This window comes from Streptomyces thermospinosisporus, from assembly GCF_039526425.1.
Lineage (GTDB): Bacteria > Actinomycetota > Actinomycetes > Streptomycetales > Streptomycetaceae > Streptomyces > Streptomyces thermocarboxydovorans.
This window is the reverse complement of sequence record NZ_BAAAIZ010000011.1, coordinates 44,430-61,239: the sequence shown is the minus strand read 5'-3', so window position 1 is coordinate 61,239 and position 16,810 is coordinate 44,430. Positions and strand designations below refer to the sequence as shown.

15 protein-coding genes are annotated in these 16,810 nt (G+C 73.8%); 4 read left to right on the top strand and 11 right to left on the bottom strand.

Annotated elements, in window-relative coordinates; translation table 11 throughout:
- The coding region (locus ABD207_RS06040; protein WP_344010628.1) for an ROK family transcriptional regulator at positions 1-1,021 on the bottom strand (1,021 nt) is incomplete at its 3' end.
- 158 nt (positions 1,022-1,179) lie between these two features.
- On the opposite strand from ABD207_RS06040, the gene ABD207_RS06035 reads away from it, so the two are divergent.
- Positions 1,180-2,385: an MFS transporter gene (locus ABD207_RS06035; protein WP_344010627.1), complete on the top strand. Its 1,206-nt coding sequence runs from the start codon at positions 1,180-1,182 to the stop codon at positions 2,383-2,385.
- Here ABD207_RS06035 and ABD207_RS06030 read toward each other — a convergent pair.
- A complete protein-coding gene (locus ABD207_RS06030) occupies positions 2,345-2,803 on the bottom strand; it encodes an acyl-CoA thioesterase (RefSeq protein WP_344010625.1) in 459 nt (152 codons plus the stop codon). The genes ABD207_RS06035 and ABD207_RS06030 overlap by 41 nt on opposite strands.
- 139 nt (positions 2,804-2,942) lie before the next feature.
- On the opposite strand from ABD207_RS06030, the gene ABD207_RS06025 reads away from it, so the two are divergent.
- The gene (locus tag ABD207_RS06025) at positions 2,943-4,337 is read left to right on the top strand and encodes a uracil-xanthine permease family protein (RefSeq protein ID WP_344010624.1); all 1,395 of its coding nucleotides are present in this window, start codon (positions 2,943-2,945) and stop codon (positions 4,335-4,337) included.
- On the opposite strand, the gene ABD207_RS06020 is transcribed toward ABD207_RS06025, so the two are convergent.
- The gene (locus tag ABD207_RS06020; RefSeq protein WP_344010701.1) at positions 4,319-5,434 is read right to left on the bottom strand and encodes a glycoside hydrolase family 6 protein; all 1,116 of its coding nucleotides are present in this window, start codon (positions 5,432-5,434) and stop codon (positions 4,319-4,321) included. The genes ABD207_RS06025 and ABD207_RS06020 overlap by 19 nt on opposite strands.
- A gap of 172 nt (positions 5,435-5,606) precedes the next feature.
- On the opposite strand from ABD207_RS06020, the gene ABD207_RS06015 reads away from it, so the two are divergent.
- Complete coding sequence (locus ABD207_RS06015) at positions 5,607-6,293, top strand: DUF5995 family protein (RefSeq protein ID WP_344010623.1); 687 nt, start codon at positions 5,607-5,609, stop codon at positions 6,291-6,293.
- A gap of 24 nt (positions 6,294-6,317) precedes the next feature.
- Here the strand turns inward: ABD207_RS06015 and ABD207_RS06010 are convergent, their stop codons facing one another.
- Together ABD207_RS06010 and ABD207_RS06005 are read right to left on the bottom strand one after the other, a co-directional pair.
- On the bottom strand, positions 6,318-8,030 hold the full coding sequence (locus tag ABD207_RS06010; RefSeq protein WP_344010622.1) for a flavin monoamine oxidase family protein: 1,713 nt from the start codon (positions 8,028-8,030) through the stop codon (positions 6,318-6,320).
- Between the two features lie 54 nt (positions 8,031-8,084).
- A complete protein-coding gene (locus ABD207_RS06005; protein ID WP_344010621.1) occupies positions 8,085-8,873 on the bottom strand; it encodes a carbon-nitrogen hydrolase family protein in 789 nt (262 codons plus the stop codon).
- A gap of 325 nt (positions 8,874-9,198) precedes the next feature.
- On the opposite strand from ABD207_RS06005, the gene ABD207_RS06000 reads away from it, so the two are divergent.
- On the top strand, positions 9,199-9,366 hold the full coding sequence (locus ABD207_RS06000) for a hypothetical protein (RefSeq protein ID WP_344010619.1): 168 nt from the start codon (positions 9,199-9,201) through the stop codon (positions 9,364-9,366).
- 127 nt (positions 9,367-9,493) lie between these two features.
- On the opposite strand, the gene ABD207_RS05995 is transcribed toward ABD207_RS06000, so the two are convergent.
- The 6 genes from ABD207_RS05995 to ABD207_RS05970 all read right to left on the bottom strand — a co-directional run bounded on the left by ABD207_RS05995 (position 9,494) and on the right by ABD207_RS05970 (position 16,803).
- On the bottom strand, positions 9,494-9,769 hold the full coding sequence (locus tag ABD207_RS05995) for a DUF742 domain-containing protein (RefSeq protein ID WP_344010617.1): 276 nt from the start codon (positions 9,767-9,769) through the stop codon (positions 9,494-9,496).
- The gene (locus ABD207_RS05990; RefSeq protein ID WP_344010615.1) at positions 9,766-11,727 is read right to left on the bottom strand and encodes a sensor histidine kinase; all 1,962 of its coding nucleotides are present in this window, start codon (positions 11,725-11,727) and stop codon (positions 9,766-9,768) included. The genes ABD207_RS05995 and ABD207_RS05990 overlap by 4 nt, the downstream gene beginning before the upstream one ends.
- Positions 11,728-11,810: 83 nt before the next feature.
- On the bottom strand, positions 11,811-13,013 hold the full coding sequence (locus tag ABD207_RS05985) for an MFS transporter (protein ID WP_344010613.1): 1,203 nt from the start codon (positions 13,011-13,013) through the stop codon (positions 11,811-11,813).
- A gap of 145 nt (positions 13,014-13,158) precedes the next feature.
- Complete coding sequence (locus ABD207_RS05980) at positions 13,159-15,339, bottom strand: bifunctional polysaccharide deacetylase/glycosyltransferase family 2 protein (RefSeq protein WP_344010611.1); 2,181 nt, start codon at positions 15,337-15,339, stop codon at positions 13,159-13,161.
- The gene (locus ABD207_RS05975; protein ID WP_344010609.1) at positions 15,339-16,121 is read right to left on the bottom strand and encodes a hypothetical protein; all 783 of its coding nucleotides are present in this window, start codon (positions 16,119-16,121) and stop codon (positions 15,339-15,341) included. Before ABD207_RS05975 ends, ABD207_RS05980 begins: the two co-directional genes overlap by 1 nt.
- 229 nt (positions 16,122-16,350) lie before the next feature.
- Positions 16,351-16,803: an Lrp/AsnC family transcriptional regulator gene (locus tag ABD207_RS05970; RefSeq protein WP_344010607.1), complete on the bottom strand. Its 453-nt coding sequence runs from the start codon at positions 16,801-16,803 to the stop codon at positions 16,351-16,353.
- Between the last annotated feature and the right edge of the window lie 7 nt (positions 16,804-16,810).

The window sequence follows — 16,810 nt, the reverse complement described above, 5'->3', positions numbered from 1 at the left end:
CGGGCACGGTCGCCGGGCTGGCGCTGGTGTATCTGGTGCCGCCGGTGGCGGCGGTGGCGGGCGCGGCGGCGGGGAACGGGCCGGCCGTGGCCGCCGGTGCGGCGTCGCGGGGATCCGCCGCCTCCAGCACCCGCACGGCCGCCCGTACCGCTCCGGCCGCCGGCGGGTCCGCGTCCGGCTCCGGTGGGACACCGTGCCGTGCCGCCAGCTCCGCGACCGCGGGCGCTCCCACCAGGGAGTAGAAGCCCCCGCCGCAGTCCGTGGCCGAGGGCAGGCCGCTGGTGCCGGGGACCGGGAGGAAGCCGATCTCGCCGGTGCCGCCCGAGGCGCCCCGGCGCAGCGCGCCGTCCAGGATCACGGCCGCTCCGGTGCCGTGCCCCAGCCACAGCAGGACGAAGGTGCCGCGGTCGCGGGCGGCGCCGTCGCGCTGCTCGGCCAGCGCGGCGAGGTTGGTCTCGTTCTCCACGCTGACGCGGGCCCCGGGCAGCCGGTCCTGGAGGGCGGCCACCAGGCGGCGGTGCCAGGCGGGCAGTTTCGAGGTGTCCCGCAGCTCGCCGGTCGCCGGGTCGATCAGGCCCGGGGCGCCGATGCCCACGCTGTGCAGCCGGTCCGCGCCGGCCTCCTTCAGGGTCCGCTCGACCAGCGCCACGGCCTGCTCCACGGCGGGTTCCGTGCCGTCCTTCCCGGTGATCGGCACGGAGGCCTCGGCGAGCACCTCTCCCGCCAGGTCGCTGACCACCACGGCGACGCCCTCGGTGCGCACATCGAGCGCGGCCAGGTGCGCCCGGCCGCCGACGATGCCGTAGAGCTTGGCGTTGGGTCCGCGCCGCTGCCTCCCCGCCTCCCCCACGACGGCGACGAGTCCGGCGGCCGTGAGGCGTTCGATCAGGTCCGCCACGGTCGGCCGGGACAGGCCGGTGAGCTGCTTGAGCTGCGCTGCCGTCAGCGGGCCCCGTTCCTGGAGCAGGCCCAGTGCGAGCCGGTCGTTGATGGCTCGGGCGGTACTGGGGGATGCGGGCATGGCGGGATCCTAGCCGGAAAACCCTTATCTTTCAGGCAGGGTTCCTGATAGTTTACGGCGGCGCCACGGCACGGGCCGTGGCGCGCGTACGCGCGGGTCCGCGGGAGGCCGGGCGCGGACGCGTGGATCCGGACCGGTGATCGGGAGGGGCGGGGACGATGAGTGCGGTGATCCACCAGCAGCGTGAGGTGAAGCGGGCGCGGTACGCCGTCGCCGCCGTGTTCGCCGTGCACGGCGCCGTGACCGGGTCGTTCGCCACCCGGGTCCCGTGGATCCAGGACCATGCCGGGGTCGGCGCGGGCGGGCTGGGCATCGCCCTCGCCTTTCCGGCGATCGGCGCCTCGCTGGCGATGCCGCTGGCCGGGCGCATCAGTCACCGCTTCGGCGCCCGCAACGCCCTGCGCGGGCTGATCGCCCTGTGGACGCTGGCGCTGGTCCTGCCGTCGCTCGCGCCGGGCATGGCGGCGCTCTGCCTCGCCCTGTTCGTCTTCGGGGCCACGGCCGGCATGGCCGACGTGGCCATGAACGCCCTCGGTGTGGAGGTGGAGAACCGCCTCGACCGGTCGATCATGTCGGGGCTGCACGGCATGTGGAGCGCGGGCGCGCTGATCGGTTCGGCGGCCGGCACGCTGGCCGCGCATCTCGGGGCGGACGCCCGCCTGCACCATGCGCTGGCCGCCGCCGTGCTGACCGCGGTGGGCGTCGCTGCCTGCGCCTGGGTGCTGGATCTGCAGCCCGCCGCGGACGAGGAGCCTCCGCCGCGGTTCGCGCTGCCGCCCCGCTCGGCGCTGCTGATCGGCGCGATCGGGTTCTGCGCGGTGTTCGCGGAGGGTGCCAGCCTGGACTGGTCGGCGGTCTTCCTGCGCGACGAGCTGGGCACCTCGGCCGGTCTCGCCGCAGCCTGCACCACCGGTTTCACGCTCACCATGGCGATCGCACGGATCGCCGGGGACCGGGTGGTGGACCGCTTCGGCGCGGTGCGCACGGTCCGCGTCAGCGGGATCGTCGCGGTGGCCGGCGGGCTGCTGATCGTGCCGGCGGAGCACCCCGCGGCGGCGATGACCGGGTTCGCGCTGATGGGGCTCGGCATCGCGGTGGTGGTGCCGCTGTGCTTCGCGGCGGCGGGCCGCAGCGGCTCCAACCCGAGCCTGGCGATCGCCGGTGTCGCGACGATCACCTACACCTCGGGGCTGATCGCCCCCGGCGCCATCGGTCTGCTGGCCCAGGCGACCAGCCTGGTGGTGTCGTTCGTGCTGGTCACGGTGCTCTCCTGCGGCGTCGCCTCGTTCGCGGGCGTGCTGCGCGCCGGGGACCGTCCGAAGGTCACGCGTCCGGGCGCAGCAGTTCCCGAGCCGCGGCCCTGAAGGCATCGCTCCAGGGCGCCGGGCGCAGCGTGGCGGCGTCCAGCCGCACCAGCACCCGGCTGCCCCGGGCGTAGGTGACCGTCCCGTCCGCCGAGCAGAAGCGGAAGCCATAGGTGAGGCCGGTGGTGCCGAGCCGGTCCAGCCACAGGTGGACGGCGTAGTCGCCGGTGCGGGTGACCGGCGACTCGTAGGTGATCCGCAGTTCCTTGACCGCGTTGCAGGCGTCGCCGGCCGCCGCCCAGTCGCCCTCGAAGCGGATGCCCTTGTCCTGCCACAGCTCGGTCCAGGCCCGCTCGACCAGCAGCGGGTAGCGGGCGTTGTGCAGCAGGCCCAGCGCGTCCAGGTCGTCGAAGTGGACGGTGACGGGGATCAGCCGTCCGTAGGTGAGGACGGGAGCGGGCGGGGCTTCGGCGGTCACAGATGGTCTCCTGGGGACGGCGAGACGGTCTTGCGGTGGAACGTTCAACCACCCCATCCTAAGCAGGCGCTCAGCACCCCCTGGGACCAGGGACAATGGTCGGCGCACTGCCCGCCCCACGACGAAAGCGAACCCACTCATGGATCTCGGCGTCCGCTGGAAACTGCACGGCGACGGACGCACCCCGGCTCCCGGTGCCGTCGTCCGCCCGGACGAACGGCTCTCCTGGCCCCGCACCGCGGGCCTCGGCGCGCAGCACGTGGTCGCGATGTTCGGAGCGTCCTTCGTGGCGCCCGTGCTCATGGGTCTCGACCCCAACCTCGCGATCATGATGTCGGGTGTCGCCACCATGGTGTTCCTGCTCGCCACCCGCGGCCGGGTGCCGAGCTACCTCGGCTGCTCCCTGTCCTTCGTCGGGGTCGCCGCCGTGATCCGGGCCGACGGGGGCTCCAGCGCCACGGTGACCGGCGCCGTGCTGGTGGTCGGTGTCGCGCTGTTCCTCGCCGGACTGGCCGTGCAGCGCTTCGGGGCGCGGATCATCCACGCCGCGATGCCGCCGGTCGTCACCGGCGCGGTGGTCATGCTGATCGGCTTCAACCTGGCCCCGGTGACGGCCACCACCTACTGGCCGCAGGACCAGTGGACGGCGCTCCTGGTGATGCTGTTCACCGGTCTGGCCGTGGTCTGCCTGCGCGGCTTCTGGTCCCGCATCGCGATCTTCCTGGGACTGGTCTTCGGCTACGGGCTCTCCTGGGCCCTGGACCGGATCTTCGGGACGATCCACTCGGTGGACGGCAGCGGCAAGGTCACCGACCACTGGCGTCTGGACCTCTCCGCGGTCGGCCAGGCCGACTGGATCGGGCTGCCCTCGGTGCACGCCCCGTCCTTCGAGTGGTCGGCGATCCTGGTCGCGCTGCCGGTGGTCATCGCGCTGATCGCGGAGAACGCCGGACACGTCAAGGCGGTCGGCGAGATGACCGGCGACCCGCTGGACGACAAGCTGGGCACCGCCATCTCCGCCGACGGCGTCGGCTCGGTCCTCTCCACGGCGGTCGGCGGCCCGCCCACCACCACCTACTCCGAGAACATCGGCGTGATGGCCGCGACCCGCGTCTACTCCACGGCCGCCTACTGGGCCGCGGCCTGCTTCGCCCTGCTGTTCGGCCTGTGCCCCAAGTTCGGCGCGGTCGTGGCGGCGATCCCCGGCGGGGTGCTCGGCGGGATCACCGTCATCCTCTACGGCATGATCGGCCTGCTCGGCGCCCAGATCTGGATCAACGCCGAGGTGGATCTGCGCAATCCGCTGAACCTGGTGCCGGCCGCCGCGGGCATCATCATCGGCGTCGGCAACGTCTCCCTGGAGATCACCGACACCTTCTCGCTGAGCGGCATCGCGCTGGGCACCGTCGTCGTCATCACCGGCTACCACGCGCTGCGCGCCTTCGCGCCCGCCCACCTCAAGCAGCAGCGCCCCCTGCTCGACGAGGGCACCAGCACCTACGACGAGAGCGGCTCTCAGCGCGCCAGCTCGTAGGCGTACGACGGGGTGAAGGTGCCCGGCGCTCCCCGGCAGCCGTCGGACTCGCCGGGCAGCTTCACCCACAGGTAGGCGTCGATGCGCGACTCGCCGGTGCTGAGCGTCGGGGCGCGGCCGACCTTGCGGCCCGCCGGGTCGCACCACTCGCCGGCCGGCGGGGCACCCGCGCCGTTGCGGCTGGTGTCGATGACCGCGCCGAGGCTCGACGGGCCGCCGAGCGCGGCGAGCACCGCCCGGTTGTGGGCGATCTCGTCGGCGGTGCCGTGGAAGTTGGAGACGTTGCTGAAGATGCCGTCGGAGGAGGCGGTGGAGGCGGCTCCGGCCTGCCGCAGCCAGCCGGCCTGCTCGGCCGGGGAGTTCCAGCCGGAGTGCCCGGCGTCGTAGTAGACCCGCGCCCGCGGATTGGCGCTCTTGATCACACGTCCGGCGCGGGCGAGCGAGGCGAAGCGGTCGGCGCGCCGGCCGGCGGAGAGGCACTCGGCCTGGGCGACGGAGTCGGGTTCGAGGATGACGATGACCTCGCCGCTGCCCAGCCCGGCGGCGAACTTGTCGATCCAGGCGTCGTAGGCGCCGAGGTCCGGTGCCCCGCCCTGGGAGTGGCCGCCGCAGTCGCGGTCCGGTATCGCGTACGGCACGAGCACCGGCACCCGGCCCTGGGCGGCGCCGCCCGCGGTGACCGAGCGGACCCGGGAGGTGACGGTGCCCGGCGAGTAGTCGGCGAACCAGACCGCCGCGGGCTGGTTCGCTATGCGGTCCTTGATGACCGGCTGCCTCGGATCACCGGGGTTGGCCCGCACCCAGTCCAGGACCCGGGACTGCGGGTGCAGATACAGCCGGGTGGAGACGGGCGCCGAACGCGGCTTCCGCTCGGTCTTCCTGGGGCTCGGCCCGGGGCTCGCCTTCTTCTTCGAGGCCTTGGGCGAGGGCGAGGCGGAGGGCGTCGGGGAGGCGGACGGCTGGTGCGGGGGCGGGACCAGCAGCGGCGATGAGGTCACCTCGGGCCGCGCCTCGTCGGAACCGCGCCCCTCCCCCAGGGCGGACACCATCCCCGCCGTGGCGCCGACGGCGACCACGACGGAGGCCGCCGCGACCATCGTGCCGCGCCGGGCGGCGCGTCTGCGCTCGGCCTTCCGCGCGGCCAGGCGCTGCGCACGCAAGCCTGACACCGTACTGCTCCCCTCCCCCGCGGCGGGCGCGTTCCCCCGTTCCGGGGAAGCGCCGGGCCCGCCGCCACTGTCTCCACCCTAAAGGTGGGACTCTGCGCCTATGGCGCAACCCGAGCAAGTCCTCACCCCCGTGGACAGGGTCGTCTCCCGTATGCGCGCCCTGGACGCCGCCCTGCCCGAACGGGACGGGGTCGCCGTGTTCAACCGCGTCTACCTCGCCGTGACCGAGGAGGTGGACCGGCACATCGACGCGGGCAGGTTCGCCGACCCGCGGGCGGCGATCACCCTGGACGAGCTGTTCGCCCGCCGCTATCTGGACGCCGTCGACCCGGTGTCCGAGGACCGGAGCCCGCCGGCCTGCTGGCGCCCGCTGCTGCAGTTCCGCCGCCATCCCGGCGTACGTCCGCTGCAGTTCGCGCTGGCGGGCATCAATGCGCATATCGGCCACGATCTGGCGCTCGCCGTGGTGGACAGCTGCCGTACGCTCGGCTGCGAACCCGTCCAGCTGGAGGACGAGTTCGACCAGGTGGGCGAGATGCTGGTGGCGCTGGAGGAGCGGATCCGCGAGGAGCTGATGCCGGGCCCGGACGTGCTGCAGATCGCCGATCCGCTGACCCATCTGCTCGGTGCCTGGAGCCTGGAAAGGGCCCGGGACGCCGCATGGACGGCGGCCCGGGCCCTGTGGGCGCTGCGGGATCTGCCGGACGTGGCCGAGGAGTTCACCGTCCGGCTGGACACGGCGGTCGGCTTCGCGGGCCGCATCCTGCTCACTCCGCTGCCGGACTGAACGGCCCGTCCCGTCCTCGAGGGCTCAGTCCTCGGGGAGCTCCACGGGCGCGATCTCGTCGTAGAGGTCGCCCGGGCCGGGGTTGGACGGGTCGGTCTCGCCGCCGAAGTGGTGCATCACGCCCCAGACGGCGTTGAGCGCGGTCTGCACGGCGCCCTCGGCCCAGCCGGCCGTCCAGGAGATGTCGTCGCCGGCGAGGAAGATGCCCCGCTTGTCCTCGGGCAGGCGGTCCTGCATGAAGTGGGTGAACAGGCGCCGCTGGTAGCGGTAGTGCCCGGGCAGGTTGGCCTTGAACGCGCCCATGAAGTAGGGCTCGTTCTCCCAGGAGACGGTCACCGGGCTGCCGATGATGTGCTTGCGGATGTCGACCTTGGGGTAGATCTCGCCGAGCGACTTCAGCATGACCTCCATCCGCTCGTTCGCGGACAGCGGCAGCCACTTCAGGCTGTCGTCGCACCAGGTGTAGGACAGGCAGATCACGGCGGGCTTGTCCGGGCCGTTGTCCAGCAGGTAGGTGCCGCGGGTCATGCGGTCGGTGAGCGTCATCGACATGACGTCCCGGCCCGTCGGATTTCCCCTGTCGTCGACGGCCTTGTCCAGCCAGAACGGCCGGTCCACCGGCACGAAGAGCTTCGAGGACTCCATGTAGTGGGTGCGCTCGATCGCGGTCCAGTGGTCGATCGGGAAGAGCGAGTCATCGCAGTCGATCTTGGACAGCAGCATCCAGGACTGGGCGGTGAAGATGGCCGCCCTGTAGGTCCGGATGTCGCCGTTCGCGTCCGTCACGGTGATCCGGTTGCCGGCGGTGCGGTGCAGCCGGGTCACGGCCGGGCGGGGCTTGCCGTCGGCGTGCAGCGACTTCAGCGAGGTGCCGTAAGGCCAGTGGACGATCTTCTCCGGCTCGCGCTCCCACAGGCGCAGCGGCAGCTGCTGGGAACCGCCGACGATGCCCCGGTGGTGGTCGTCGGCCTCGGTGTAGACGACGCGGAGGATCTCCAGGATGGAGTTGGGGAAGTCGGTGTCCCAGCCGCCGGTGCCGAAGCCGACCTGGCCGAAGATCTCGCGGTGCCGGAAGGACTTGAAGGCCTCGGAGTCGCAGAGGAAGCCGTAGAAGGTCTGGTTGTCGAGCTTCTCCACCAGCCGGGACCAGATCTCCCGGATGCGCTTGACGTCGCGCTCGCGGATGGCCCGGTTCATGTCGGAGAAGTCGGCGCCCTCCTCCAGGCACTTGTTCCACGCCTCGGCGACGTCCCGGTAGACCTGCGGCAGGTCGTCGATGGTCTCGGCGTAGTGGGTCTCGCCCTTGAGGTCGATCACGGTCGACGGGGTCGCGTCCGCCAGCGGGTTGGGGAACGGACGGGTCTTCAGGCCCACCAGGTCGATGTAGTGCTGGAGGGCGGTGGAGGACGGCGGGAAGCGCATCGCGCCCATCTCGGCGGTGAGCTCGGGGTCGCAGCCGTCGAAGCCGACAGTGCGCAGCCGGCCGCCGATCTGGTCGGCCTCGTAGACGACGGGCTTGAGGCCCATCTTCATCAGCTCGTACGCCGCGACGATGCCGGACAGACCGCCGCCGATGATCGCCACCTCGGTGCCGTGCTCGGTCGCGGGTATCTGCCCGAGACCCGCCGGGTGGGCGAGGTAGTCGTCGTAGGCGTAGGGGAAGTCCGGGCCGAACATGGTGATCGGCGGCTGCTGCTCGTCGGTGTGCTCGACGGCGTTGGGCACCGTGGACGTCATGGGGTACGGACTCCTTGCAGGTGACGTTCGAGAAGTTCGAGAAGAGGGGGAGGTTCAGGCGAGGGACCGGTACAGGCCGGGGCGGCGGTCCTTCAGGTACGGGTTCTGCTCGCGGGAGGCGGTGAGCAGGACGGGGTCGGCGTCGGCGAGGAGGAGTTCCTCGGTGCGGCCGGCGCGGGTGCGGGCGACGCCGTCGGGCCCGGCGAGGACGGACAGGCCCACGAACTCGAACTCGCCCTCGGGGCCGACCCGGTTGACGTAGGCGACGTACATCTGGTTCTCGAAGGCCCGCACCGGCACCACCGACTCGGCGACGAACTGGAAGGGGTGCATCTGGGCGGTGGGCACCAGCAGCAGGTCGGTCCCGGCGAGGGCGTGGGCCCGGACGTTCTCCGGGAACTCCACGTCGTAGCAGATCAGCAGGCCGACGGTGAGGCCGTTCAGCTCGGCCTGGACGACCTGCTGCTCGCCCGGGGTGAAGTGGTCGCGCTCCAAGCAGCCGAAGAGGTGCGTCTTGCGGTAGTTCGCCAGCCGGGTGCCGTCGGCGGAGATCAGCTGCACGGAGTTGTAGACGGCCTCGCCGTCCCGCTCGGGGTAGGCGTAGGCGATCGCCAGCCCGTGCCGGGCCGCGATCTCGGCGACCGCGTCGGCGGCGTCGCCGTCGGCGGGCTCGGCGAGGCGGGCGATGTCGTCGCCGATGGCGTACCCGGTGAGGAACATCTCGGAGGTGACCAGCAGCCCGGCGCCCGCGGCCGCGGCACGGTCCGCGGCCTCGCCGAGGACCTTGAGGTTCTCGGCAACGGCTCCGGGACGTCCGGAGCTCTGGAGCAGGGCGGTACGCATGGGTCTTCCTCACCGGTACGCGGGGGTTTGCGGGGTCAGAAAGAAAGTACGGTCGGGCGGCTTTGCCGGACAAGGAGAAGCCGTTGCGCGCCGGTGAGCGGTTCGTTGCGTGCACCACGGGGTTCGCGTCGATTCGTTGCGCGGGCCGGATGCGGGGTCCCGTGGGGCGGACCGGACGGCTCCTTCGCAGGTCGCAGGCGCGTCACCGGGTCCTCCGCCGCCCGGCGGAGCGCCTTCCGCCCGGAGCGCGATGCCCTGCGGGCCGCGGCGCCGGAAGGGTGGTGGGCGTTCGGTGCACCGGTTCCCCTCCACTGGAAGGATCTCCATGAAGCGCCGCCGTACCACGACCGTCCTGCTCTGCACCGCGCTGCTGCTCACCGCCGTCACCACGGGCGCCGCCGTCGCCTCCGGCCCCCACGAGGACCGTCCCGAGCGGGAGGTCACCGCGGCCGCCGTCGCGTCTCCGGCCGGGCGGGACCACGACGAGGTCTGAGGGCAGCACCCCGCCTGCCGCTGCCCCCTCACAGTTCACGCAGGCGGGCGAGGATCTCCTGCAGGAGGGCCGGGTCGGCCGCCGGTCCCGGGGTGGGATGCGGCGGGGTGACGCGGATCAGGCCGGCCTACGCGAGGTCGGCGAGCAGGACGCGCAGGACGGTGAGCGGCAGGCCGGAGTCCGCGGCGAGTTCGACCACCGGCCGGGGGCCGCGGCGGCGCAGCAGGCCGAGCAGGCCGGCGCGGGCGTGGTCGACGCCGGGGCCGGGCTCCCCGTCCAGCGCGGTGACCTGCGCGAGCAGGTCGACGGCGGGTCCTCGTGGCCGGGTGCGCCCGTGGGTGACGGTGTAGGGGCGCACCAGCGAGCCGGTCTCGTCCTCGTACCAGTGCTCGTCGTCGCTCACGGCTGCGCGGGCACGTCCGGTGTCCGGCCGGTCTCCTCGGTGCCGGCCGGCTCGAGCTCGGCGAGCAGGCCCGCCGGCAGCCGTACGACGGCGGTCGTCCCGCCGTACGGGGACTCCTCCAGGGAGACCCGGATGGCGTGGCGGGCGGCGAGCTTGCCGACCACGTACAGGCCGAGCCGGTCGTGCCGGGCGGGGTCGAAGTCGTCGGGGCTCTCGAGGATGCGGTGGGCCTCGTGGGCGCGTCCGCGGCCGAGTCCGAGTCCCCGGTCGTCGATGCGCAGCACGAAGCCGTCGCCCTCCGGGCCGGTGCGCAGGGTCACCCGGGTGTGCGGGGGCGAGAAGGCGGTGGCGTTCTCCAGCAGCTCGGCGAGGAGGTGGATGACGTCGGCGACCGCGTCCGCGGCGATCCCCACCCGGTCCATCGGCGGGACCTCCACGCGCGTGTAGTGCTCGATCTCCCCCACCGCGGAGGCCACGACGTCGGCGACCGGCACCGGGCGGCGCCAGCGGCGTCCGGGGGCGGCTCCGGAGAGGATGATCAGGTTCTCCGCGTGGCGGCGCATCCGGGTGGTGAGGTGGTCGATACGGAAGAGCTGCTCCAGCACGTCGGGGTCGTCGGTGCGCCGCTCCAGGGTGTCGACCAGCTTCAGCTGGCGGTGGACCAGGGTCTGGTTGCGGCGGGCGATGGTGAGCAGGGCGGCGAACAGCCCGCGCCGCAGGGTGGCCTGGTGGACGGCGGCCTCCACGGCGGCGAGCCGGGCGGCGTTGAAGGAGCGGCCGACCTGGCCGATCTCGTCCGGGCGCTCCTCCGAGTCGTCGAGCGGCGGTGCCTCGGCGGCCGCGTCCACCTCCTCCCCCGCGCTCAACCGGGCCATCACGTCGGGAAGTTGCCGGGTGGTGAGCAGGTCGGCGGCGTCCCGCAGCCGTTCGAGGCGGCGGGAGATGCGGCGGGCGCCGCGCACCGCCCACCACAGCGACAGGCCCATCACCGCGAGTCCCAGCGCGCCGACCACGGCCGCCTTGGCCAGCTCCCGGTGGGCGAACTGCCGTCCGCGTTCGGCGGAGTTGCGGGCGGACTCGGTGCACAGCTCCATGTAGCGCTTGACGGCCCGGTCGGTGGTGGTGCGCCAGGATGCGGCGGCGACGGCCTCACCGGCCCGGTCGGGGCCGGCCCGCAGCAGCGCGTTCTCGCCCCGGGTCAGCGCGGCGTACAGCTCCCCGCGCTGGAACTCCTCGAACAGCGACCGCGAGTCGGCCGGCAGGTCGGGCACATAGGTGCGCTCGAAGACCCGCCGGTCCTCGATGGTCGCGGTGAGGGTGTCGTACTGCCGGTCGGTGAGCCCGCCGGCGGCCCGGGCCCCGGCGACCAGGGCGTCCTCACGGGAGACGAACTCCCTCACCCGCACCAGCTCGATGACGACCTGCGCCTCCCGGGCGAGCTGCCCCGCCTGCAGCGCGGTGAGGGAGGACTGGACGTCGAAGCCGGGTTCCACCAGGGCGCTGTACTCCTCGACCGCCCGGTCCCAGGTCAGCTCGCGGGAGAGCACGCGCTGGCGCAGCCTCTCCAGGTCGACGCTCCTGGCGGCCATGGCGTCGAGGGACTGCCGCTGCCGCTCGGAGAGCCGGTCGCGGTCGCCGTCGCGGATGGCGTCCCGCATGGCGGTCAGCGCGCGGTCGGTGCGGCGCTGCTGCTCCATGAGCGCGGGGCCCGCGGCGCGTTCCGTGCCGCCCAGGAAGGCCGCGGCGAGCCTGCGTTCGATCTGGATCTGCCCGACGGCGGTGTCCACCGGCGTGCCGAACTCCTCGTAGACGCTCTCGAGGCGGATCAGCGCGCGCAGTTCGCCGGTGACGGACACCATGACGAAGCTCCACAGGGCCAGCAGCGCGAGGGCCGGCGCGAGGGCGAGGGCCACGATTCGCGAGCGGACCGTGGCGGGACGGCCGAAGATCCGGCGCATACATCTCCCCCGAAGGCTGTGGGCGTCGGGCGGCCATCCGGTGACCACCCGGCGTTACCCGCCGGTAGGAATCGGCGGACAACCTACGGGATGCGCCGCCCGGACCGCAATGGCCTCAGCAGCACCAGCAGCACCGCCGTCATCAGATACGGCAGGGCGAAGACGGTGAAGGCCGTGCCGTGGTCGCCGGATGCGGCGACCAGCGCGTATCCGCCGTACACCGTGATCGTGGCGATTTCGGTGCCCAGCCCGGCGACCGAGGTGAGGGTGGCCCGCCCGCTGTCCTCGATGCGCCGCTGCAGCCGCACGTCGGCCAGCACGTTCGCCGCCTGGAAGCCGCCGAAGGCGAGGGCGATCAGCAGCAGTCCGGCCGGGCTGCCGGTCGCCGCACCGGCGGCGAGAGCAAGTCCCGCGCCGGCCAGCAGCGCGGCGAGCCCGCGGGTGCCCAGGCGCTCGCCCCGGTCCGCCAGCAGGCTCCCTGCGGTGGCGCCCGCCCAGATCAGCAGAAGAAGGTAGGGCACCGCCGCGTCGGCGACTCCCGTCTCGCGCACCAGCAGCGGCGTGTACTCGTCGAGGGCGCCCCACACCCCGCCCACGGCCGGGACGAGCAGCAGCGCGCCGCGCACCGAGCGGTCGGCGCGGGCCTCGGCGAGCCCGGCGCGCAGGGTCGCCGTCCAGCCCTGGTGCCCGGCCGCCGGGGTGCGGTGCTCGGGGAGGCGGGTGGCGGTGGCCGCGGTGGCCAGGCACACCAGCACGCTGGCGGCACCCACGGCGGTGTGTCCGCCCAGGGCGAGGACCGGTCCCGCCAGTCCCATCGCCGCCATCACGGCGATCAGTCCGGCCGCGCGGGCCCGGCCCATCACCCGGGCGTAGCGGCCGGCGGCGCCGAGGTGCTCCAGTTCGTCGTAGACCAGCGCCTCCAGCGCGCCGGAGGCCAGGGCCCCGCCGGTGCCCCACAGCACGAAGCCCAGCGCGAAGGCGCCGTAGGACGGCCAGAGCACCCACAGGGCGAAGCCGGCGGCGGTGAGCAGCGGGCCGAGCCACAGCAGCATCCGGCGGGAGACCGCGTCGGCCCAGGCGCCGGAGGGCACCTCGAGGAGCACGGCGGTCAGCGACCACAGGGCGAACAGCGAGGAGATCTGCCAGACGGCGAGCCCGGCGTCGCTGAACAGCAGCGCGTAGACCGGGTAGAGCAGGACGAAGTCTTCGAGGAACGCGTAAGCGTACAACGTGCTGGTCAGCCGCCGGACGCGGAGACCGGGCACGCGCGCGGGCGTGAGAGTCATGAGGCCTTCCCAAGGGGGCGGTTCGGTCACCGGACGCTTCGGGCGCACGGCGGCCGAGGCGGCCCTCGGGAGGCAGGGCGGGTGGATCAATGTCGCCGGATCATGTCACCGATGGTAGACGCCGGCGGCACCGGGCGGGAGGTGCTCAGGGACCGCGCGGTGACGGCTGCGGCGGCAGCAGGACGTCCCCGCTGTGCCTGAGCCGCTGCCAGGGCAGCCGGTATCCGTTGACCGCGGTGAGGCATGCCTGGAGCAGCACCAGGTACATCACCTGGCGGTAGGCGACCTGTTGCAGGGGCAGGGCCCACAGCGGCCGGAGCGGCTCTCCGTCGAGGCGGAAGGCGTAGGCCGCGCTGAGGGTCTGCACGGCCAGCACGCCGGTCCAGGCCAGCATGGTACGCACGGGGTCGCCGAAGACCAGGCCGTAGACGGTCAGGACGTCGATCAGCGGGGCGAGCAGCGGTGTGAGGATCTGGAAGACGGCCAGCAGCGGCAGCCCGATCCGGCCGAAGTGGCCCGCGTGGCCGCGCTCGACAAGCGCGTGCCGGTGTTTCCACGCGGCCTGCATGGTGCCGTAGCTCCAGCGGTAGCGCTGGCGCCACAGCTCGCGCAGGGTGTGCGGGGCCTCGGTCCACGCCAGGGCGTCCGGCACATAGCGGACCTCCCAGCCGGCCCGGTGCAGGGCCATGGTGAGGTCGGTGTCCTCGGCGAGGGTGTCGGCGCTGAGCAGTCCGGCGTCGCGCAGGGCCTCGGCGCGGAACGCCCCCACCGCGCCGGGGATGGTGGGCATGCAGCGCAGCAGGTCGTACACGCGGCGTTCGAGCGCGAAGCCCATCACGTACTCGATGTGCTGCCAGCGGCCGAGCAGGCGCCGCCGGTTGCCGACCTTGGCGTTGCCCGCGGTGGCGCCGACGGCCGGGTCGGCGAACGGCTGGACGAGGCGGCGGACGGTGGAGGGGGCGAAGACGGTGTCGGCGTCCAGCATGACGATCAGGTCGTGGGAGGCGAGCCGGATGCCGGTGTTGAGCGCGGCGGGCTTGCCGCCATTGGGTGTGCGCACGACCGTGACGGACGGCAGGGCCAGTGCCTCGGCGATGTCGGCGGTGCCGTCGTCGGAGCCGTCGTCCACCACGATGATCTCGACCGGATGGTCGCTGGCGGCGAGGGAGCGGACCGTCTTGGCGATGCACATCCGCTCGTTGTAGGCGGGGATGACCACGCTGACCGGCCGGGTGACGGGCGGTCCGCGCCGGGGCCCGGGGCGGCGGCGCGCATGGTGCCGGGCCAGGACGATCAGCAGCAGGGCCCGGCCGAGCACCAGCACGCCGACCACCAGCAGCAGCGTGCCGAGGACCGAGACGGTCGCGGCCGACACGGTGACCGCCACCACGAAGACCCGCCCCTGCCACAGCTCCTCGGTCCCGACCGGGCGGTTGAGGCTCCGGGCGCCGACGACGTCCGCGAGGGTGGTGAAGCGGTAGCCCTGGTCCTTGAGCCGGGGCACGAGGATCTCGAGCGCCTCGACCGTCTGGGACCGGTCGCCGCCCGCGTCGTGCAGCAGGACGATGGTGCCCCGGTCCGGATCCCCGGGCACGGCCGCGTCCGCGATCGCCCGGGCACCCGGGCGGCGCCAGTCCTGGGTGTCCTGGTCGATGAAGGCCAGCACGTAGCCCTTGCCGGCGAGCCGCTTCGCCACCGCCCAGTCGGGGCCGTGGAGCGCGGAGGTGGTCGAGGAGTACGGCATCCGCATCAGCGAGCTGGTGACGCCTCCGGCGCCGGCCAGGGCCAGCTGGGTCAGGGCCAGTTCCCGGTCGACGGCGCCGGTGGACTGGGTGGCCAGGTCGCGGTGGGAGAAGGTGTGCACGCCGATCTCGTGGCCGGAACGGATCAGCTGCCGCAGCACTCCGGGGTGGCGCACGGCCTGCTGGCCGGTGACGAAGAAGGTGCCGGGGACGTCGTGGCGGTCGAGCACCGCCCGCACCCGGGGGGTCCAGGTGGGGTCGGGGCCGTCGTCGAAGGTCAGCACGACCGTACGGGCGGGTGCCCGGTAGTCGCGCGGGACGCCGTCGGTGACGTCGACGACGGGACCGCCGCCGGTGACCTCGCGGGGGACGCCGCGGGCGGAGTGCGGGGCGCGGCGGTCCTGGTCACCGGCGAAGCCCCGGGTGGTCAGGCCCTCGACCAGCAGCACGGAGGCGACGAAGGCGAGCAGGACGAGCGGGACGAGGACGCGGAAGCGGTGCCGGTGCGGCAGGGGTGCCCGGGTCCGCCGCGGGCCGGGCTCCTCCGGTGGGCGGCCGTCGGGCGGCCGGGGGCGCCGGCGCATCAGGACGCCTCGGCCGCCGGCGGATCGGAGGACTCAGGGGCGCTCGGGTCTGCGGAAGGCGCCTCGGTGTCGGGCGCCGGCGTGTCGTCCGGCGGGGCGGACGGCGGCGTGGGGGCCTCGGGCTCGGGGGTCGGCGGCTCGGGCGCGGGCGGCTGGGGGGCGGGAGGCTCGGGTGCCGGAGGTTCCGGAGAGGGCGGTTCCGGTGCGGGCGGGGCGGGCGGGTCGTCGCCGGGGTCCGGGGCGGCCGGGGGTTCGGGGCCGGTGGACGGGTCGCCGGGCGCCGGTGTGGCGGGAGCGGACGGCCCGTCGGGGGGCGCGGGCTCCTCCGGTGACGGCGCCGCGTCCGGGGATCCGGGTGCCGCCGGGGTGGCGCCCGGAGCGGCGAGCAGCGGGGCGAGCAGCGGAATCTCCGCGGCGCCGGCCGGCGCCAGGGGCGCGGCTCCCGGTTCGCCCGACGGCATCAGGAGCAGTGGCACGGACGCGCCGGGCGGAACGATGAGCGGTCCGGGCGGGACCCCGGGAGCGGAGTCGGCGCCGGGGCCCTGCTGCAGGCCCGGCACCAGTTCGTCGCCGGGCATCCAGGGTGCGGCGCCCGAGCCGTCCCGGCCCGGTGCGTCGGAGCCGGTCTCGGGGAGGGGCGGAAGCATCGCGCCCGGGGCGAACGGCGTCGCGCCCATCACGCTGAGCCCCAGCACCGCCAGATACGCGGCCGCGAGGCCGGCGAGCCCGTATCCGCCGCGGCGGATCATCCGTGCCCGGCGGCCGGAGGAGTCGACGAACACGGGGGTACCGGCATCGGCCGGCGCCCGCGCCCGCACCTTCGCTCGACCAACGCGCCCTGGATGCCCGGAATGCACGGTTTGCGGCATGTGATCAGGCTACGACCGATACGGCCCCGCGGGAACTCCCTCCGGGGAACTCGCCGCACCCCGCCTTCACCGGCGCGGCGGTCGTACGTCCGTGTCCCCGCCGCCACCGGCTCGGACGACCCGGCCCCGGACCGTCGTCTCCTCAGGTCGGCGAGCCGGAGGAGAACCGGCGCAGCAGGGGCGAGAGCACCAGCACGGACTTGGTCCGCTCCACGAACGGCTCCCCGGCGATGCGTTCCAGGACCCGCTCGAAGTGCCGCATGTCGGAGGCGAAGACCTGGGCGACCGCGTCCGCGTCCCCCGTGACGGTGGACGCGGCCACGACCTCCTGGTAGCGCTCCAGGCCCCGCTGGATGGTCTCCGGCGAGGTGTTGCTGCGGCAGTAGATCTCGACGAACCCCTCGGTCTCCCAGCCGAGGGCGGCCGGGTCCACGCGGACGGTGAAGCCGGTGATGGCTCCGGTGGCCCGCAGCCGGTCCACGCGCCGTTTGACGGCGGGCGCGGAGAGACCGACGAGGTGGCCGATGTCCGCGTAGGAACGGCGGGCGTCCTCGGCGAGGGCGTGCACGATGCGTTCGTCGAGATCGTTCAGCACTGTGGGA